At 68.4% G+C, this 20019-nt stretch carries 14 protein-coding genes; 10 read left to right on the top strand and 4 right to left on the bottom strand.

The genetic code is table 11. The features are described from left to right. Positions 1–179: 179 nt before the first annotated feature. The 3 genes from HII28_RS16645 to HII28_RS16635 all read left to right on the top strand — a co-directional run bounded on the left by HII28_RS16645 (position 180) and on the right by HII28_RS16635 (position 4594). Entirely contained in the window at positions 180–1391 is a 1212-nt protein-coding gene (locus HII28_RS16645) for an EfeM/EfeO family lipoprotein (protein WP_170026975.1), read from the top strand. Positions 1392–1456: 65 nt separating this feature from the next. Then, on the top strand, positions 1457–2710 hold the full coding sequence (gene efeB / locus HII28_RS16640) for an iron uptake transporter deferrochelatase/peroxidase subunit (RefSeq protein WP_170026974.1): 1254 nt from the start codon (positions 1457–1459) through the stop codon (positions 2708–2710). Between the two features lie 12 nt (positions 2711–2722). After that, positions 2723–4594, top strand: coding sequence for an alkaline phosphatase family protein (locus HII28_RS16635; RefSeq protein ID WP_240978330.1), 1872 nt, complete (start codon positions 2723–2725; stop codon positions 4592–4594). A gap of 393 nt (positions 4595–4987) precedes the next feature. On the opposite strand, the gene lepB is transcribed toward HII28_RS16635, so the two are convergent. After that, positions 4988–5659 carry a signal peptidase I gene (gene lepB / locus HII28_RS16630; RefSeq protein WP_240978360.1) on the bottom strand — a complete coding sequence of 224 codons (672 nt, stop codon included), beginning with the start codon at positions 5657–5659 and terminating at the stop codon, positions 4988–4990. A gap of 667 nt (positions 5660–6326) precedes the next feature. Here lepB and HII28_RS16625 point away from each other — a divergent pair. The 5 genes from HII28_RS16625 (at position 6327) to HII28_RS16605 (ending at position 11003) form a co-directional block, all read left to right on the top strand. Next, the gene (locus HII28_RS16625; protein WP_170026973.1) at positions 6327–7127 is read left to right on the top strand and encodes a ThuA domain-containing protein; all 801 of its coding nucleotides are present in this window, start codon (positions 6327–6329) and stop codon (positions 7125–7127) included. After that, a complete protein-coding gene (locus HII28_RS16620) occupies positions 7124–8158 on the top strand; it encodes a Gfo/Idh/MocA family oxidoreductase (protein WP_170026972.1) in 1035 nt (344 codons plus the stop codon). Before HII28_RS16625 ends, HII28_RS16620 begins: the two co-directional genes overlap by 4 nt. A gap of 104 nt (positions 8159–8262) precedes the next feature. Continuing rightward, complete coding sequence (locus HII28_RS16615) at positions 8263–8640, top strand: VOC family protein (RefSeq protein ID WP_170026971.1); 378 nt, start codon at positions 8263–8265, stop codon at positions 8638–8640. Then, positions 8637–9956 carry an alpha-L-fucosidase gene (locus HII28_RS16610; RefSeq protein ID WP_170026970.1) on the top strand — a complete coding sequence of 440 codons (1320 nt, stop codon included), beginning with the start codon at positions 8637–8639 and terminating at the stop codon, positions 9954–9956. Before HII28_RS16615 ends, HII28_RS16610 begins: the two co-directional genes overlap by 4 nt. Before the next feature lie 120 nt (positions 9957–10076). Then, a complete protein-coding gene (locus tag HII28_RS16605) occupies positions 10077–11003 on the top strand; it encodes an aldo/keto reductase (protein WP_170026969.1) in 927 nt (308 codons plus the stop codon). 182 nt (positions 11004–11185) lie between these two features. On the opposite strand, the gene HII28_RS16600 is transcribed toward HII28_RS16605, so the two are convergent. Then, positions 11186–11761 (bottom strand): hypothetical protein, encoded by a 576-nt coding sequence (locus tag HII28_RS16600; RefSeq protein WP_170026968.1) that lies wholly within the window; start codon positions 11759–11761, stop codon positions 11186–11188. A gap of 74 nt (positions 11762–11835) precedes the next feature. Between HII28_RS16600 and HII28_RS16595 the strand changes: the two genes are divergently transcribed. Next, entirely contained in the window at positions 11836–12378 is a 543-nt protein-coding gene (locus HII28_RS16595) for a MarR family winged helix-turn-helix transcriptional regulator (protein WP_205865023.1), read from the top strand. Then, positions 12375–16220 carry an ABC transporter ATP-binding protein gene (locus tag HII28_RS16590; protein ID WP_170026967.1) on the top strand — a complete coding sequence of 1282 codons (3846 nt, stop codon included), beginning with the start codon at positions 12375–12377 and terminating at the stop codon, positions 16218–16220. The genes HII28_RS16595 and HII28_RS16590 overlap by 4 nt, the downstream gene beginning before the upstream one ends. A gap of 85 nt (positions 16221–16305) precedes the next feature. On the opposite strand, the gene HII28_RS16585 is transcribed toward HII28_RS16590, so the two are convergent. Together HII28_RS16585 and HII28_RS16580 are read right to left on the bottom strand one after the other, a co-directional pair. Next, the gene (locus HII28_RS16585; RefSeq protein WP_346769376.1) at positions 16306–18663 is read right to left on the bottom strand and encodes an FUSC family protein; all 2358 of its coding nucleotides are present in this window, start codon (positions 18661–18663) and stop codon (positions 16306–16308) included. 75 nt (positions 18664–18738) lie between these two features. After that, complete coding sequence (locus HII28_RS16580) at positions 18739–19920, bottom strand: AI-2E family transporter (protein WP_170026966.1); 1182 nt, start codon at positions 19918–19920, stop codon at positions 18739–18741. Between the last annotated feature and the right edge of the window lie 99 nt (positions 19921–20019).

Genomic DNA, 20019 nt, shown 5'->3' with positions numbered 1-20019 from the left:
GGCGAGCACTGGCTGAACAGTGCGTGAACTCGGTGAACGGCCGGTGAACGGGCCCGAATCCGGTGCCAGGCTGGCATCCGTTCGGGGCCGGGATCGCCCCGGCGCGCGTTGACTCCGATCCGCCCGTCCGCTGTCGCGGTACGGGTGGCGATCACCGGCCGTCGGCGCGTCGAGAACGTGTGACGACGAGGCGAGTGGTGCGGGCAGCAGCGAAGTACGGGGTGCTGGCGGGTGCGCTTGCTGTGGTCATCGCCGCGGGCGTCATCGTGACGGTGGCCACCAGGAGCGGGTCGGGCGCCGGCGAGCATCCAAAGGCCTACACGGTCACTGCGGCCATCTCGGGCTGCGGAACGGGCTGGTCGGACGCGAAGGCCGGCACGCAGACGTTCGACGTGAAGAACACCTCGATCGCGGGCATGGAGGTCTACCTGCAGGCGGCCTCCAGCAAGTCCGTCTACCTCGACCTGGAAGCGCTCGGCGCAGGGACCACGACCCGCGCCAACGTCACCATCGGCGCGGGCGAGTACCGGTTCATCTGTCTTCCGGCCGACGAGGATCCGATCGCCGGACCCGTCGTCTCGGTGACCGGCGATGTGCACGTGGCGAACGCCACGCCCGGCATCGTGCCGGTGACCCAGAACGATCTCATCCCAGCCTCGAAGCAGTACGGCGCTTGGATCGAGAGCCGTCTCCCAACGCTCGAGGCCGACGCCCAGGCGCTCAGCAGTGATGTGGCTGCCGGCGACCTCGGCAAGGCGCGTGCCGACTGGCTGACCGCGCACCTCGAGTACGAGTCGCTGGGCGCCGCGTACGGCGCATTCGGCGACGCGGACACCGCGATCAACGGAATGCCCGCCTCAGGGCGCACCGCGCTCGGGGATCCCGACCTGACCGGGTTCCACAAGATCGAGGCCCTGCTCTACTCGGGTGCCCCCGCACCGGAGATCGCACCACTCGCCACGCAGCTCGTCGCGGACATCGACCACTTGCGCACCGACTTCCCGCACGCGCGGATCGAGCCGCTCGACATCGGGTTGCGGGCCCATGAGATCTTGGAGAACGCCCTGCAGTTCGAACTCACCGGCAAGACCGATGCCGGCAGCCACACCAACCTCGCGACGGTCGACGCCAATCTCACCGGGACGGTGCAGGCGCTCGAGCCGTTGCGCGGCATCCTGAAGTCACGCTATCCGGACCTGGCCGAGACGGATGCTGCGATCGCCGCATCCAAGAAGCTCGTCGAGTCGTTCCGTGCTCCCGACGGATCGTGGATGCCGTTGCAGAGCCTGAGCACCACCCAGCGCGAAGACGTGGATGCCCAGATCGACAAGACCATCGAGCTCCTCGCCCCGATCGCCGCGATCTGCGACGTGCGGAGGTCGGCGTCGTGACCGGTTGCCCGTTCCACGCGCAGGGAGCGCCCGAGCTGCCTGATGCTTCTGCGTCCCCTGAGCGAGTGGACTCCGGCGCGACAGGAGCGAGCAGCGGTGCCACCCGCCGCGGGTTCCTGCACGGACTGGTCGGGGCGGGCATCGCGGCTCCGCTGGCCGCCGTCGCTGCCGCACCGGCCGCCGCGGCGGCTGCGACCTCGAGCGGATCGTCCTCGACCGCGTCCTACGCGTTCCACGGCGCCCACCAGGCGGGGATCCTCACGCCGAGCCAGCGCAACGCCGCCTTCGTCTCCTTCGACGTGACCGCCGCCGACCGTTCCGAGCTCACCGCGATGATGCGAGAGCTCACAGATCGCGTGCGCTTCCTCACCGGGGGCGGCACGCCGCAGGATGTGGGGATCTCGGCACCGCCGTCGGACTCGGGTGTGCTCGGTCCCGAGGTCCCATCGGATGGCCTCACGGTGACGGCATCCATCGGCGCGTCCCTGTTCGACGACAGATTCGGGCTCGCTGCGCACAAGCCGTACCGCCTGCGCACCATGGAGGACTTCCCGAACGACGACCTCGACCGGGCGACCTGCGACGGCGACCTGCTGCTGCAGCTCTGCGCGCACAATCCGGACACCGTGACGCACGCGCTCCGCGACATCGCTCGCGCCACGCGCGGCGCCATGCAGGTGCGCTGGCGCAAGGACGGGTTCGTCTCCCCGCCGCGGCCGTCGGGCACCCAGCGCAACCTGCTCGGGTTCAAGGACGGCACGGCGCATCCGGCGCTCGACAGCTCCAAGGCGCCAGACGAACTGGTGTGGACGCACGCCGGTGCGAAGGAACCGAGCTGGGTCGAGGGTGGTTCGTATCAGGTGGTGCGGATCATCCGCATGCTCGTGGAGTTCTGGGATCGCGTCTCGCTGCACGAGCAGGAGAACATGATCGGCCGCCGCAGGGACTCCGGAGCGCCGCTCACCGGCAGCCACGAGTTCGACGACCCGCGCTACGAGACGGACCCGACGGGAGACGTCATCCAGATGGATGCGCACATCCGCCTGGCGAACAACCGCTCGCCCGAGCAGAAGAAGCAGCAGATGCTGCGCCGCGGATACAACTACGACTCCGGGGTCGACGTGAACGGCAACCTCGACAACGGCCTGATCTTCAACTGCTTCAACCAGGATCTCGAGCGCCAGTTCGTGACTGTGCAGAAGCGGCTCGTCGACGAGCCGCTCGTCGATTACATCTCGCCGACCGGCGGCGGCTACTTCTTCGCGCTGCCGGGCGTGCGTCACCAAGCCGACTGGTTCGCCAGCGGGCTGTTGGCCTGAAGGATGCCCGGCATGCCTTTCGACCGACAGCAGCACACCTTCCCGACGAAAGGATCACGAATGCCGACGGTGTTCGGGCGACGCGCTGTGCGCTTCGCTGCCATCCCGGTCGCGCTCGCCGCGATCGCGACGACGGTAGCCCTTGCGGCTCCGGCGTCCGCCAATCAGCCGGACCAGTCCGGAAACACGAAGACGCCGATCAAGCACCTCGTCGTGCTGTTCGACGAGAACATCTCGTTCGACCACTACTTCGGCACCTACCCGAACGCGGCGAACACCGACGGCACCCCGTTCACGGCCGCCGCGAACACGCCTTCCGCCAACACCATGCAGAAGGCCGGCCTCATCGCGTCGAACCCGAACGCGTACACGCCGCAGCGTCTCACGCCCGACGAGGCGGTCACGTGCGACCAGAACCACGGTTACGGCCCTGAGCAGAAGGCCGAGAACAACGGTGCGATGGACCAGTTCGTGCAGAACACGAGCAAGGACACCTGCACCGGCATGTACGGCAGCCCCGGCCTCGCCATGGACTACTACGACGGCAACACCGTCACCGGTCTGTGGAACTACGCCCAGAACTACGCCATGAGCGACAACTCCTGGGACACCGTGTTCGGCCCCTCGACGCCCGGCGCCCTGAACCTGATCTCGGGTCAGACGCACGGCGTCACGTCGATCGACTCGAAGACGGGTCAGAAGACGGCGACTCCTGATGCCTACACCGTCGCGTCGCCCGATGCGAACGGGGTCGGCACGGTGATCAACGACCCCGACCCGGCCTACGACGACTGTGCGGACAACAACCACACGTCGACCAACGCGCTGGGATCCATGTCGGGTAAGAACATCGGCGACCTGCTGAACGCGAAGAACGTGACGTGGGGCTGGTTCCAGGGCGGATTCACGCCGACCACCACGTGGAACGGACAGTCGGGCTCCTACGCCGTGTGCGGTGCGACGTCGACGAACGTCGCCGGTGCGTCATCCGTGGACTACTCGCCGCACCACAACCCGTTCGCGTACTACAAGTCGACGTCGAACCCGCACCACCTCGCGCCGTCGAGCGACAAGATGATCGGGCACACCGACCAGGCCAACCACCAGTACGACCTGACGTCCTTCGACACGGCCCTCAAGCAGAACAACCTGCCTGCGGTGTCGTTCCTCAAGGCGCCGGAGGCTCAGGACGGCCACGCTGCGTACTCCGACCCGCTGGATGAGCAGAAGTTCCTCGTGAACGAGATCAACGCCATCCAGAAGTCGCCGTCGTGGAAGAGCACGGCCATCGTCATCAACTACGACGACTCCGACGGATGGTACGACCACGTTGCCCCGACGATCCTGAACGGATCGAAGGATGCCGCGAACGACTCCGCCATCTGCACCACCGCCACGGCTTCCGCGGCCGGCGGCTATGCGGACCGTTGCGGACCCAGCCAGCGCCTTCCGATGCTGGTGATCTCGCCCTTCTCGAAGCAGAACTACATCGACCACACCGCGACCGAGCAGACGTCGATCACGAAGTTCATCGAGCAGAACTGGTCGACCGGCCAGATCGGCGACTCGTCGTTCGATGCCCGTGCCGGATCGCTGGACGGGTTCTTCGACTTCGCCCACCCGCAGCAGCGGGCCGTGCTCCTCGGGTCGGACGGATCCGTCGCGAAGATCGTGCCGGTGCACGTCACTGGCGGAGATGACAACGGGAACGGCAACGGGAACGGAAACGGAAACGGGAACGGAAACGGAAACGGAAACGGAAACGGGAACGGAAACGGGAACGGAAACCAGGGCGGTGGCTCGGGGCATCCCGGCGTCTCGATCATCGACGCCGTCAAGTGGATCATCCAGCAGGTCGGCAGCTGGCTGAGCCGACTGTTCTGACCTTCACCCCAGCTCACTCACTGAGCGAAGCGAGCCGAAGTGCGTCATGTCGCACTTCGGCTCGCTTTCGTCTGCCCAGCCGCCAGCCCACTCACTCACTCACCATGAGCCGTCTGCCCGACCGTCGGCCAGCTCACTCATTCACCATGAGCCGTCTGCCCGGCCGTCACCGGATCACTCGCCCACACGAGCCAGCTGCCCAGCCCCAGCCGGCAACCTCACCAACCATGAGCCGGCTGCCCAGCCGCCAGCAGACTCACTCAGCCGCTCACCATGAGCCGTTTTCAGGACATGTGGCGAGACGTCCCGACTGTGCGCACATCTCGCCGAACGTCCTGAAAACGGCGGGATGACGGGAAGGCGCGCGACGGCGATTCGCGAGCGCCACAGTGCTCACCCCGAGGAGGCGGGTGCCGACACGGCGCGGAAGGTATTCGGGTAGTCGGAGAGCCAGCTCCAGTGGCTGACGGGCCAGCTGACGATGATGGCCCTGCCGACGACGTCGGACTCCGGGACGAAACCGTGGCCTGGCAGGTTCTGGTTCAGGGAGGAGTCCTGAGAGTCGTAACGGTTGTCGCCCATCACCCACAGCTCGCCCTTGGGGACCGTGACGTCGAAGTGCACGGCGCCCGCATCCGTGTCGCCTGCCGGGATGACGGCATACGGCTCGACCAGCGGCGATCCGTTCACGGTCAGTTGTCCGAGAGCGTTGCAGCACGTCACGCGGTCGCCGGGAAGCCCGATGACACGCTTGACGAGGTGGTCGTCGCTATCGGGTGCGGCCAGCCCGATCAAGGAGAGCGCCCACTCGATGGGATTCGTGTTCGGCTTCTCCTGCGAGGCGGGCAGCCAGCCGCCGGGATCGGTGAACACGACGACATCGCCGCGGTGGATAGGAACCAGACCCGGTTCGAGCTCGTTGACGAGGATCAGGTCGTTGATCTGGAGAGTGTTCTCCATCGACCCGGACGGGATGTAGAACGATCGCACCAGGAAGGTCTTGATCAGGAACGACGCCAGCAGCGCGACCACGACGATGATGGCCAGGTCGCGCAGGAACAACAGTCGTGACCGGTGACGCGAACCGCCCCTCCGCCCGTCAGTGTCGGATGGATGCTGCCCCGGCGCCGCGCTCGTCACGAACGCGAGTCAACCACACCCGGAAAACCGAGTCGCGTCTCGCGCGAAACCAGTTTGCGTCTCGCACGAATCCGAGTCGCCTCTCGCGGGAAACCCGTCGCCTCTCGCGGGAAACCCGTCGCTTCTCGCGGGAAACCCGCCGCTTCTCGCCGGAAACCGGCCTCGCCCTCCCTGCTCGCACCGACCGTATTCAGGACATGCGGCGAGACGGGCCGACTACGTCGACGTCTCGCGGCATGTCCTGAAAACGGGAGGCAGGGTGGGGTGCGGCTGGTGGCCCTGGGGTGGTGCGGCTGGTGGGCAGGGGCGGGGCGGTTGGTGGGCGCGGGGTGGTGCGGCTGGACGGCACGTGGGTGGTGTGGGACGAGGCGGGTGCTGGGCACGGGGGACGGGGCGGCTGGCGGTGGCATGGGGCGCCGCGGCCGGTGGGCACTCGGGACAGTGCGGCGGCACGGCAGAGCGGTAGAGCGGTAGAGCAGGGGGCGCAACCACTCCCTTGCACACCCCGACCGCGACGCGTAGCGTATCGAAGGCTCTCGAATCGATTCGAACCATCGCACCTCCCACACACGACCGTCACACGAGGAGACCCATGCGCATCACCGTGTGGAACGAGAACTTCCACGAGACCCACCAGAGCGACATCACGGCGATCTACCCGAACGGCATCCACGGCGCCATCGCAGAGGGGCTGGCGTCCCGGCTGCCGGAGGCGGACATCCGCACCGCCACGCTCGACCAGCCGCACCACGGACTCGACGCGGAGACGCTCGACGCGACAGACGTGCTGCTCTGGTGGGGGCACATGAAGCATGACGAGGTGTCTGACGAGGTGGTCGAACGGGTGCACGAGCGCGTGCTCGCCGGAATGGGCCTGATCGTGCTGCACTCCGGCCACTTCTCGAAGATCTTCAAGCGGCTCATGGGCACGACGTGCTCGCTGAAGTGGCGCAACGAGGCCGAGCGCGAGCTGGTGTGGACGGTGAACCCGACGCATCCGATCGCCGAGGGCATCCCGTCGCCGCTCGTCATCGGCCAGCAGGAGATGTACGGCGAGTTCTTCGACGTGCCGACTCCCGACGAGCTCGTCTTCGTCAGCTCGTTCTCCGGCGGCGAGGTGTTCCGCTCCGGCATGACCTATCGTCGCGGGCACGGCAAGGTGTTCTACTTCAGCCCAGGCGACCAGGAGTATCCGGTCTTCTATCACGACGACGTGCGGGCCGTGCTGGCCAACGCCGTGCGCTGGGCGGCACCCGTTCGCGGATACGGACGGATCCCCGAGGTCTCCAACCCCGGCCGCGATTGGTTCGCGGAGTCATCGAGCGCGGAGTCCGAGGCGGCGCTCGCGACCGCGTCGGCACAGGCATCCGGCGCCGAAGGTGCACGGGCATGAGCGGCATCAAGGTCGGAGTCGTCGGAGCCGGATGGGCCGGTCAGCAGCACCTCAAGGGATACGACGCGCTCGACGACGTCGAGATCGCCGGCCTCGCGGGCATGGAGACCGAGCTGGTCGCGCAGTTGCAGGGCGAGTACGGGATCCCCGCGACGTTCGAGCGCTGGGAGGACATGCTGGACTCCCTCGAGCTGGACGCGATCAGCATCGCGACCCCGACATTCCTGCACGCGCCGATCGCGATCGCCGCACTCGAGCGCGGCATCCACGTGCTCACCGAGAAGCCGATCGCTGCGGATATCGAGGACGCACGTCGCATGGTCGAGGCGGCACGGACATCCGGTCGCGTGCTCCAGGTCGTGTTCAATCACCGGCTGCGCGGGGACATCGCCGAGCTGGGACGCATCATCGACTCCGGCCAGCTGGGCACGCCGTACATCGCGAAGGCCGGATGGCTGCGGCGCGCCGGCATCCCCGGCTCCAGCTGGTTCGCGCAGAAGCAGCTCTCGGGCGGCGGTCCGCTGCTGGATCTCGGCGTGCACGTCGTCGACTACGTGCTGCACCTGCTCGGCGAGCCCGAGGTGGCGACGGTGTCCGCGTCGACGTACGCGGAGCTCGGCGCGAAGGCCGTGGAGGGATTCGACGTCGAAGACATCGCCATCGCGTTCGTGCGGCTGACGAACGGTGCGACGGTCACGCTCGAGGCCAGCTGGGACGCGTACCGAGCGGACAACAATCTGTACTGGATGACCGTGTACGGCACCGACGGCGGCGCAGAGCTGCGGGTCACCGACTACGAGACCAGCGAGTTCACGGTGTTCCGCAACGAGGACGGCGCCAACGCCGACTACACGGCGACGCCAGGCGAGAACGGCGGACACGACCGTGTCGTCCGCGAGTTCGTCGAGGCGATCGCCGCCGGCGCGTCCGAGTGGGCGAAGCACGACGGATCCCTCGGTCTCAAGCGCGCGGAGGTCATCGACGCCTGCTACCGGTCGGCGGAGTCCGGCCACGAGGTGGCCCTGGCTTGACCGCGTCGCACGCCCGGTGACGCATCCGTTCTCCGGGCGTGCGTGCGCGTCTCGTGCGTTGAGGGTCCGCAGGCCACCCGCCCTGCCGGCCCTAACGTTGATCCATGACCCGGCTCACTCAAATCGCGCAGCATGCCGACGACCTCGACCGCGCGGCAGCGTTCTACGCCGTCTTGCTCGGGACGGACGCGGTCGCTCGCTTCGATCCGCCCGGACTGCTCTTCTTCGACATCGCCGGCACGCGCCTGCTGATCGACAGGGCAGCGCCGTCCGCGCTGCTGTACTTCCCGTCGTCCGACCTGCACGAGGATCTCCGGCGGCTGGTCGCCGCCGGTGCCAGCGTCGAGTCGGAGCCGAGCCCCGTCTTCACGCACGCCGACGATACCCTCGGCCCCGCGGGCACAGAGGAGTGGCAGGCGTTCGTGCGAGATCCGGAGGGCAACCTGGTCGGCCTGGTGGAGCAGAGGAGGGTGACCGCGTGACCCCGAACACGACATCGGCGCACGCTGAGGCGCCCGCCCGCCCGCAGCCCACCACGGCGCAGCGCGAGTGGCAGCGCTGGGGCCTTGGCGTCTTCCTCCACGTCGGGGTCAACACCTTCGCCGACGTGGAGTGGAGCGACGGCACACTTGCGGCAAGCAGCTTCGATCCCGCCGACCTGGATGCCCGTGTGTGGCTCCGCGATGCGGCAGCGGCGGGCGCTCGCTACGTCGTCCTCACCGCGAAGCACCACGACGGATTCTGCCTCTGGCCGACGGCGACGACCGACTACTCCGTGGCATCGTCTCCGTGGCGTGACGGACGCGGCGACCTCGTGCGCGAAGTCGCCGACGCGGCCGCGGCGGAGGGCATCGGCTTCGGGGTCTACCTGTCGCCGTGGGACCGTCACGAGAGGTCGTACGCGGACCCGGCCGCCTACGACGACTTCTACGTGCGGCAGCTCACCGAGCTGTGCAGCGGCTACGGCGACCTCGCCGAGATCTGGCTCGACGGTGCCGGCTCGAAGGGCCGCGTGTACGACTGGGACCGCTACATGGCGGTCATCGACGAACTGCAGCCGAACGCGATGGTGTTCAACATGGGCAGGCCGAGCATCCGCTGGGCGGGCAACGAGGACGGGATCGTCGACGAGCCTGTGCGCTACGCGGTCGACAGCACGGCCGACAGCCAGTACACGGAGTCGTCGACCGCGCTCGCCGCGCAGGTCTACCTGCCGCCCGAGTGCGACGTGTCGATCCGCCGCGGATGGTTCCACAGCCCGAGCGACGAGCCCAAGACCCCTGAGCACCTCCTCGCGATCTGGTACCGATCGGTCGGTCGCGGCGCGAACCTGCTGCTGAACGTGCCGCCGACGCCATCCGGCGGACTGGATGCTGCCGACGTGGCCGCGCTCGGTGCCTTCGCCGCTGAGCGCGAGCGGCGGTTCGGCGCTCCGGTCGTCGGCACTTTGTCCGGCGGCTTCGAGCCGGGTGTCGTGCACGTCGCGCTGCCGCATCCGGTCGCTGTTCGCCACGTCGACCTTGTGGAGCGACTCGACGACGGACAGCGGATCGGGCGTCACGAGGTGCGCGTCGACGGACGCGTCGTGGCGAGCGGATCATCGGTGGGCGCGCGACGCATCCACCTCGTCGACCTGGTCGAGACGGATGCCATCGACATCTGGCTCGACGACGGCGAGCTCGAATCCGTGGCCGTGCACACCGGCGACCGAACGATGACCGTCCCCGACCTGCCGGAGGGCTACGAAGCCCCGACGCTCACACCCGACGAGCTCGCGGCGCTGAAGGCAGCGGGCTGAGGGCGCTGGAAGGCTTCAACGTGAACCGACCGCCGGGACTGCGGTCGGCGCTGGCGTCGCGGCGGAGGCCAGAAATGGCCTCCGCTTTCAGCTCCAGCGCGCGGGTTCCATGATGGAGACATGAAACGAATCACCCTCCCGCACACGTCGATGGACGCGAGCAACGTCATCCTCGGCCTGATGCGCATCCTCGAGCTCAGCGACGAGCAGATCCGCACCCTCGTCGGCACCGCGCGCGACGCGGGCATCAACTTCTTCGATCACGCCGACGTCTACGGGGGCGACCACGGATGCGAGCGCCGCTTCGGCGACGCGGTGCAGTTCAGCCCGTCGGAGCGCGAGCAGGTCTACCTCCAGTCGAAGGTGGGCATCCGCCAGGGCTTCTGGGACTTCTCGAAGGAGCACATCCTCGAGTCCGTTGACGAGTCGCTGAAGGCGCTCCGCACCGACTACCTCGACGTGCTGCTGCTGCACCGCCCCGACACCCTCATGGAGCCGGACGAGATCGCGGATGCCTTCGACACACTCAACGCCTCCGGAAAGGTGCGCAACTTCGGCGTCTCGAACCAGACACCCGGTCAGACGGAACTCCTGCGCCGCTCGTTGAACCAGCCGATCGTCGCCAACCAGGTTCAGCTCAGCATCACGCACGCGAACCTGTTCGCGCAGGGCATCGCCGCCAACATGAACGGCCTCGACCAGTCGATCGACCGCGACAACGGCATCCTGGACTATTCCCGCCTGAACGACATCACGCTGCAGGCGTGGTCGCCGTTCCAGAAGGGGTTCTTCGACGGCGTCTTCCTCGGCGACCGCGAGGACTACGCGGAGCTCAACGACGCCATCGACGAGATCGCCGCATCGTACGGCGTGACGCCGACGGCCATCGCCGTTGCGTGGATCACCCGGCATCCGGCGAACATGCAGGTCGTGCTCGGCACGACCAACCCGCAGCGGGTCGCGGATTCAGCGGCCGGCTCCGACCTGCCCCTCACCCGCCCGGAGTGGTACCGCCTGTTCACTGCGGCGGGGCACACCCTCCCGTAACCGCACGGCCCGAACCATGCTCCCGAACGACGCCTGCCTGCCGGCAGGCGTCGTTCGGGTGCGCGGAGGGATCGGGCGATGCGTGCGCTTCGGACGCGGTCGACCAGGCGGAATCCAGGAGGATGGGCGCGCCGATGCGCGGAGCCGCGAAGGCCGAGCCGGAAAGCGGAGCCGGAGAACGCTCAGAGCTGGAACACGAGTGGCGGCGGCGCGATCACCGTTTTGTACCAGCTCCACGACTGCCCGGAGATCTCCTCGATCGCCACATAGCAGGGCTGCGCGGCCGGCAGCGCATTCAACCCGACCGTGATGACCTGCTGGCCGGTGATCGTGCGGTTGCCCGTGCCGCTCGCGCTCGATGCGCCGAACTGGGAGACGGCGAATGTCGTCGTGGCCGCGGCGTCCAGGAAGAACGTCACGACGTAGTCGCGCGTGGCCGTGATGCCGTAGGCGTCCGGTTCGAAGTGGATCTGGGCGACGGGGTTGCGCGACGGATTCGCCGTGCGATCGAAGCTCGCGTAGGCGGTCGCCGCATCCGTCTGCACGATCGTGGCCTGGATGAGCGTCGTGTTGGTGCGGCCGAGGCCGACCGGGTGCGTCACCGACAGCGTGTCGATGGGAGACGGGAAGAAGATCGGCGGACGTACCGAGACGATCTTCGACCATTCGTCGGGAGAGATGTCGTTCGCGAAGGTCGAGAAGTCGACCTTGTGGGTGTCCAAGACTCCCCCGACTGACTGCGGGGTTTCGTGAGACATGTTCACAATCTTAGAGTCGCCTGTGCCTGCCCGCCAGGGTGTCGGGCGGGCGGTGTCCATGACAGTATGGTTCGGTGGTCGAACTATCTGACGGAGCCGCTGTGGCGACACCTCGCTCAACGAACGCCGCTGCGGCGGATGCCCGCGCCGCCGTCCACGCGCTGACCAGGGCGTCCCGAATCCTCGAGCGGTCGCTGCCGCAGCTGAGTCTCGCGGACTTCCGCGTTCTCTCCGCGGTCGCCGAAGGCGAGGCCCGTGCATCGCGCCTCGCTCAGCGTCTCGCGCTCGGCAAGCCGGCGATCAGCTCCACCGTCGAGTCCCTCGTGCGCCGCGGAATGCTGCGTCGCGAGGCGCACGGTTCCGACCAGCGCGCCATCGACCTCGTGCTGACCGAGGAGGGCGAGTCGGCGCGGGCGGACGCGGAGTCGGCACTTGCCGCCGTCGTCGTCGAACTCGCGAGCGGCACGGATGATCCGGATGCCACGCTCGCGGCGCTCGCAAATCTTGGTTCGGCGATCGAGATGCGCCAGGCATCCGTCGCGGCCGGCTACAGGGCGACCGCGGTACCCTCGCCCTCACCGGACGCGCGGGTCGCGCAGGAAGCAGGCCGCCGGTGAGTGGGTCCACGTCGGTGAAGGCGACGCGAACGCAGGGCTGGTTCCGCAGGCTCGGCGGCTACCTGTGGCGCCATCGATCGAACGTCACCATCTCTGTGGTCGCCGCCATCCTGGGATCCGCGTGCCAGGTGGCCACCCCGCTGATCGCCCGCCAGATCGTCGATGGCGTCATCGTGACGAAGTCCGCGCCGCTCCTGCCCTGGCTGACGCTGCTGATCGTTCTGGCGCTCATCGCCTTCGGCTTCGCCTACCTCAGGCGCTACCGGGGAGGCCGCGTCGCCCTCGACGTGCAGAACGACCTGCGCAACGAGATGCACGACCAGCTGCAGCGACTGGATGCCGCCACGCTCGACACCATGCCGGCCGGCCAGCTCGTGGCCCGCGCGAACTCCGACTCGGCGCTCGTGCAGGGCCTACTGAACTTCCTGCCGCTGGTCACGGGCAACGTGCTGATGATGGTGCTCTCGCTCGTCGTCATGTTCATCCTCTCGCCGCTGCTCGCGCTCGTCAGCCTGGCCGTCGTTCCGGCGCTGCTCATCATCAGCTACCGCATGCGCCGCCGCGTCTTCCCGGCCACGTGGGACGGCCAGCAGAAGGAAGGCGATCTCGCGGAGATCGTCGACGAAGACGTCGGCGGCGTGCGCGTCGTCAAGGCATTCGGCCAGGAGCGTCGCGAGCTGGAGCGCCTGACGGGCACCGCGTCGAACCTCTATGGATCACAGATGCGCGCCGTGCGCATCCAGTCCAAGTACCAGCCGCTGCTCGAGGCGGTGCCGGTGCTCGGGCAGGTCGGCATCCTGGCGCTCGGCGGATGGCTCGCACTCAGCGGCAACATCACGCTCGGCACCTTCCTCGCCTTCTCCACGTACATCGCCCAGCTCATGGCGCCGGCGAGGCAGCTCGCCGGCATCCTCACCATCGGTCAGCAGGCGCGCGCCGGGCTGGAGCGCATCTTCCAGCTGCTCGACATGACTCCCGCCATCCGCGACGTGGCGGACGCCGTCGACCTGCCGGCAGACCCGGGCGCGATCGAATTCCGCGACGTGACGTTCGGGTACGGCGAGAACGCCACGGTCCTCGACGACTTCTCGCTGACGGTGCAGCCGGGGGAGCGGGTGGCCCTGGTCGGTGCGAGCGGAAGCGGCAAGTCCACGGTCGGGCGCCTGCTCGTGCGCTACTACGACCCCGACTCCGGCGACGTCACGATCGGCGGGACGAGCGTGCGCGACGTGCGACTCGGATCCCTGCGCACGACCATCGGCATGGCGTTCGAGGACGCGTTCCTGTTCTCCGAATCGGTGCACGACAACATCGCCTACGGCGCGCCGGATGCCACGGACGACCAGATCGAGGCTGCGGCCCGCGCCGCCCAGGCGCACGACTTCATCATGGAGCTGCCTCGCGGGTACGACACGGTCGTCGGCGAACGCGGACTCAGCCTGTCGGGCGGACAACGGCAGCGCGTCGCTCTGGCGAGGGCCATTCTGCGGGATCCGGCCATCCTCGTGCTCGACGACGCCACCAGCGCCATCGACGCTCGCACGGAGCAGAGCATCCACGACGCGCTGCGCAGCGTCATGGAGAACCGCACGGTGCTGCTCGTCGCTCATCGGCACTCGACGCTGCACCTCGCCGACCGCATCGTCGTGCTCGAGCACGGGCGCATCGTCGACCAGGGCACGCACGACGAGCTCATCGACCGCAGCGAGACGTACCAGGCGCTGTTCGGGGCGACGGATGCCGCCCGCCGCGGTGACATCGACGCCCTGGCGCCGGCGGCGGAGGCCGGCGTGGTCACGCAGAGCGACGAACCCCCGTCATCGGCGGCGGCCGGACGACCACGCACGGCCCCCAAGACAGGCGTTCGTCGGGGAGCGGCCGGCCCCACCGGTATCGGCATGGGCCTCGGCGGCGGAGGCGGCGGAATGCGCGGCATGAGCGCAGGGCTCGCTCCCACGCCGGATCTCCTCGCCAGGGTGGCCGCCCTGCCGCCGGTGAAGGACTTTCCCGAGATCGACCTCGACACCGAATCCCGTCACGACCCGGACTTCTCGCTCGGCAAGGTGCTGCGCGAGTTCCGTCGTCCGTTGCTGTTGGCGCTCGTCTTCGTGGTGATCGACGCGGTGGTGGGACTCCTCGGCCCGGCCGTCGTGAAGACGGGCATCGACCAGGGCGTGACCACGGGTGTGGCATCCGTGCTGTTCGCGGCATCGGGGATCTATCTGGTGATCACGATCGCCGACATGTTCAACGGCATGGCCGAGTCGTTCGTCACGGGTCGTGCCGCGCAGCGCATCATGCTCTCGCTGCGCATCCGCGTTTTCGCCCAGCTGCAGCAGCTGTCGCTCGACTACTACGAGCGCGAGATGGCCGGTCGCATCATGACGCGCATGACCACCGACATCGACCAGTTCGAGTCTCTGCTTCAGAACGGCCTGCTCGGTGCACTCGTCGCGTTCGTCACGTTCGTCGGTGTCGGTATCGCGCTCGTCATCGTGGATGCCCCGCTCGGCCTGGCCGTGCTGACCATCGTGATCCCGCTCGCGCTGGCGACGTTGTGGTTCCGGCGGCGGTCGTCGAAGCTGTACGATCTGTCGCGCGAGCGGATCGCCATCGTCAACGCGGCGTTCCAGGAGAGCCTCTCCGGAGTCCGCGAGTCGCAGGCGTTCACGCACGAGCAGGCGACGATGCGCCGGTTCCACGGACACGGCAGCGCCTACCTGCGATCGCGCGTGGCCGCTCAGCGACTCGTCGCCGTCTACTTCCCGTTCGTGCAGTTCCTGTCGTCCATCGCTGACGTGATCGTGCTCGGGCTCGGTGCCGTTCTGATCGCGCAGGGTCAGCTGACGGCGGGCGCGCTCATCGCGTTCCTGCTCTACATCGACATGTTCTTCTCGCCGATCCAGCAGCTGTCGCAGGTGTTCGACGCATGGCAGCAGACCAGGGTCTCCGTGTCGCGCATCTCGGAACTGATGCGGCTGGAAACCCTGACGCCGCAGCCTGAGCACCCGGTCGTCGTCGGCGAGCTGAGCGGCGATGTGGCGCTCGACGACGTGCACTTCGCGTATCCGACGGCGCCGGTGTCGAGTGTTCAGCTGCGCGGCCCGCACGATGCGCGCGACCCGCGCTCGCGCGACGCGTCGGCGCCCCGCAAGCAGGAGGCGCTGTCCGGGATCGTGCTCGGCATCCGTCCGGGTGAGACTGTCGCGCTGGTCGGCGAGACGGGTGCGGGGAAATCGACCGTGATGAAGCTGCTGGCCCGGTTCTACGACCCGGACCGGGGAGCCGTGCTGGCCGACGGCACCGACCTGCGTCGCCTCGACCTCGGCGGTTTCCGTCGCAACCTGGGCTATGTGCCGCAGGAGTCGTTCCTCTTCACGGGGACCGTCGCCGACAACATCGCGTACGGTCGCCCGGATGCGAGTTCCTCCGCCATCGAGTCGGCGGCGCGTGCCGTCGGCGCCCACGAGATGATCGAGTCCTTGCCGCTGGGCTACGACACGGAGATCGCGGAACGCGGCAAGTCGCTCAGCGCCGGGCAGCGTCAGCTCATCGCCCTCGCACGTGCCGAACTCGTGCAGCCGTCCATTCTGCTGCTCGACGAGGCCACCTCGAACCTCGACCTGGCGACGGAATCCCGCGTGACGGATGCCATGCACCGCCTCGCCCGCGACCGCACGACCGTGCTCATCGCGCACCGGCTGCAGACCGCTATGGGTGCCCACCGCATCGTCATGCTCGACCACGGACGCGTCATCGAGGTGGGCTCGCACGACGAGCTGCTGGAGCAGGACGGCGCCTACGCGGCGATGTGGCGGGCCTTCGAGCTGGCGACGGCGTGACCCTCCTGCCGTGACGTGACCCTCCTGCCGAGCGTGCAGGGGTGGTGGATTCGGCGGGTCGCGGCGGAGTATCCGGGGTTCGCGCTCATCCCGGCTCGGGTCGGCCGTCCGTCGGAACGCCCACGCCGGCGCCCGCCCGCGTGGGCTCCGACGATCCCACGACCTGCGCTTGAAGGCGGCGGACCGCGTCAAGGTAGTCGCCCGTCCACACCAGTCGAACGGCCGTCGGAGTGCTCATACCCGTTTCGTCGATGAGGTCGAGCCGCACGGCATCCAGCAGCTCTGCCGCCAGCCGGGGATCGCGCGGCAGCGGTTGCGGAAGCTCAGCACGATCGACGAGTTGCATCCCGAAGCGCACGCACCAGTCGCACAGCAGGTCGACCGACGACTGAAGCGCCCGGCGGGCGCGTGCCCGATCGCCCTGCGTCTCGCCGCGCTCGTCCCGCCACATGTCCACGATGGCATCGCTGATCAGACGGATGCCCGCCACTCCAGCCACCGACGATGCTGCAACGGACAGCGGCACGCGGCGCGGCGAATGCTCGGTGAGGTACGTGCGGAAGGTGTCGTCCAGCCTCCGTGACGCAGCGGCCGCGCGGCGGGATTCCGCAGTCGGCTCCTGACGCGACGACGTTGTCGCGTCGCACCGGTCGACTCCGAACGCCACGGCGGCCGCGAGGTAGTCGGCCAGCGCGCTGTACGCGTCCGCCAGCGCCGCCCGCAGCGCTGCCGCGGCTCCCCGCGGCCAGAACAGCAGACCCACCGCCAGGCTCACCAGGCAACCGAGGGCGACGTCCTCGATGCGCACGAGCCCGACGGTCCATCCGGTCGGCTCGATGATGTTGAAGAGCAGCACCAGGATGATCGTGAACCCGGCCTGTCCCGCAGCGAACGAGATCGCGGTGGGAGCGAATCCCGCGACGAGGATCGCGATCGGCAGCAGAATCCACAGGGCGACGGTGTCGTCGCCGATCAGCGCGAGCAGCAGGGCGCCGGCGATCACGCCGACGGAGGTGCCGATGACACCTCTCAACACGTTCTGCCCCGTGCTCAGCGCGTTCGATCGCAGCACCGAGAGCGTGCCGAGCACGACCCAGAACGAGTGCTGCACGCCCGTGAGATCGGCGAGCAGCACGGCGACGCCCAGCGCAGCGGCGCCGCGCAGGCTGTTGTGCAGCCACACCGACCGCCAGCGGAATTGGGCGCCTGCTCGCTCCAGACCGGCGCCGAAGGCTCCTCGCAGATCACCCGGCTGTCGCCCCAGCGCCTTGTCCCACCACGAACGTCTCTCGGCTTCTGCCGTCAACACGATGTTGCCGGCGACCTGCGAGACGGCGTAGCTCAGCTCCTGGGCGCGGAACGCGGGATCGAGTGCAGAGACGAAGGCGTCGACCGAAGGACGCTTGGTCTCTGCCGATGTGCGGTCGGCCGCGTTCGGCAGATGCGTCATGGTGCGGGATGCCAGGGTGGAACGCGCCCGCGCCAGCCGCCCTATCGCCGCCTCGAGCTCGGTGGTCTGCGCGCCGTCGGCCATCAGGATGTCAGCACCACGCTCGAGCGCGTCGGCGCCCGCGATCTTCGCATCGCAGGCCTCCCGGTAGACGGAATCGGATGCCGGATAGACGGGGCGCCTGATGAAGGCCGACTGCGCTGCGATGACCTGGAGCCAGCTGATCTCGTCCACGAGCCGCACGACCGTTCGATCGGGGGTGCTGAGACCTGTGGGACGGTACGGCGTGGCGAGGAAGAGTGCGCGAAGCGCGGCGACGGCGTCGTTCGCCTGGGCTGCTGCGGCGTCCCGCGCGGCCTCCGCCGAGGGCTCGCGACCGCTCAGCACGAAGGCTGCGTCGGCGCGCAACCGGGTGGCGAGTGCCAAGCAGGCGTGCGCGGCGCTCGTGCGCAGCGGCAGCCGCACGGGCGCCGGCCAGAGCAACGCGATGGCCGCGAGTCCCACCACCGATGCCGTGCCCCACCCGGCCAGCCGCGGCAGTACGGATGCCAAGCCGCCGGGCAGAGTGACAGGGAGGATGAAGGCGATGAGCAACGACGTGCTCGCCGACGCCAGCACGGAGCTGACGGTGCCCACGAAGAGCACGGCGAACGCGACGACGGCCATGGACAGCGCGCCCAGCCAGACCGGTGTCGCCGTCAGCGTGCCGAGCACCACGAGCACGCCACCCGTCACGGCCAGGGCGAGCTGCGCCTGCAGCCGCTCGCGGATCGTGCCGCCGAAACCGACCAGCAGCAGCATGGCGAAGGAGCCGAAGGCGCAGAAGGTGGCGTAGTCGGCGTTGCCCACGACGTAATAGCCGAACGCGAAGAGCAGCGGCATGACGATGGCGGTGCGTCCCGCTCGCCGCAGGGCGGCGAGATCAGGGTCGTGCCTGTTCAGCCAGTCGGACACCCGCCGCCGATGCATCGGCGCTGTGCCACCGGTCGTCACCCGACCGCCTTCCGAGAAGAGGACATGTGCACAAGCCTCGCCGCGGGCGTCCGCGCTGTCCAGAGAAGGCTGCGCTCAGACCTTGGCGTCCTGGCGCGGGATGAAGATCTGCTTGATGATCAGCAGGATGCTCGCCGTCACCGGAATCGCGACGAGCGCGCCGAGCAGACCGAGCAGGGTCCCTCCCACGAGCGCTCCGATGATCACCAGCGATCCGGGCACGGAGATGGCTCGGTTCATCACCCGGGGCGTGAGCACGTATGCCTCGATCTGCATATAGACGAGATAGATGATCGCGAACACCAGCGCTGCGATCGGGCTGCTGAAGAGTGCCACTATCGTGCCGGCGAACCAGAACAGCACGGATCCGACGAGCGGGATCAGCGTGATGCAGAACGCCACGACCGCCATCAGCAAGGGGAACGGCAGTCCGAGGAACAGGTACAGCAGGCCGGCGACGATCGAGTTGAAGAACGCGAGCACGACCATCCCGCCGAGATAGCCGCCGATGCCGCCGGAGATCTGCTCGATCATCGACGACACGGTGGGTCGGTTGCGTGCGGGCGCGAGCCGGGCGAACGCCGTCTTGATCGTGGGCAGGGAGGCCAGGAAGTAGAGGCTCAGCACGAGCACGATGATGATTCCGGAGATGACGGAACCGATGGTCACTCCCACCTTCACGACGCCGCCGCCGATGGCGGCGATGTTCGCCGGGTTGGCGAGGAAACTCTTGATCTGGTCCGTTATGGAGGCGACCTGGTCGCCGAAGTTCGACTGCAGCCAGTCGTAGAGATCCGAGTGCTGGAATGACGTGATCGTCGCAGGGATGTTGGTCACGAACTGCGTGATCTGGCTCACCGCCGTCGGCACGATCAGCCACAGCACGCCGACCAGCACGACGGCGAACGCGCCGTAGACGATCACGATGCCCCACGGCCTGGCCACCTTGTGCCGTTCGAGGTTGCGCACGACGGGGTCGAGGCCGAGCGCGGCGAACAGTGCGAACCCGATGTAGATCAGGATCGTGGAGAGGCTCGAGACGGCCAGCCCGATGACCAGTGCCGCGAGGCCGCCCAGCGTGATCAGAAAGCCGAGGGTGAAGGGCTGGTTCAGGTTGGCCCAGAACGTCCTCGACGGGACCGCCTCGTGGGTGCGCTTCGCGACCGCGTCCGCCTGCGAGGCGTCCGCCTGCGAGGCGTCTGGGTCGGGAGCTTCAGGGTTCGATTCGGGTCCGACCGGGACCGAGGCGTCCGTCATGGCTCACACACTAGAGCGCGGCGGTGCTGGACCGTCGGCGGCGCGGCGTGCGGAGCGGAGCCCGTGCGGCACCTCGGCCCCGCCGTCACGAGGCGCGAG

Source organism: Planctomonas sp. JC2975, from assembly GCF_012985205.1.
Lineage (GTDB): Bacteria > Actinomycetota > Actinomycetes > Actinomycetales > Microbacteriaceae > Humibacter.
This window is presented reverse-complemented; position numbering and strand designations above follow the sequence as displayed.

What these genes read in the sequence shown, in the direction of transcription:
- HII28_RS16615 (WP_170026971.1), top strand. Translation starts at nt 8,263, where the DNA reads ATGACCCGGCTCACTCAAATCGCGCAGCATGCCGACGACCTCGACCGC.
- HII28_RS16605 (WP_170026969.1), top strand. Translation starts at nt 10,077, where the DNA reads ATGAAACGAATCACCCTCCCGCACACGTCGATGGACGCGAGCAACGTC.
- HII28_RS16625 (WP_170026973.1), top strand. Translation starts at nt 6,327, where the DNA reads ATGCGCATCACCGTGTGGAACGAGAACTTCCACGAGACCCACCAGAGC.
- HII28_RS16580 (WP_170026966.1), bottom strand. Translation starts at nt 19,920, where the DNA reads ATGACGGACGCCTCGGTCCCGGTCGGACCCGAATCGAACCCTGAAGCT.
- HII28_RS16600 (WP_170026968.1), bottom strand. Translation starts at nt 11,761, where the DNA reads ATGTCTCACGAAACCCCGCAGTCAGTCGGGGGAGTCTTGGACACCCAC.
- HII28_RS16620 (WP_170026972.1), top strand. Translation starts at nt 7,124, where the DNA reads ATGAGCGGCATCAAGGTCGGAGTCGTCGGAGCCGGATGGGCCGGTCAG.
- HII28_RS16635 (WP_240978330.1), top strand. Translation starts at nt 2,723, where the DNA reads ATGCCTTTCGACCGACAGCAGCACACCTTCCCGACGAAAGGATCACGA.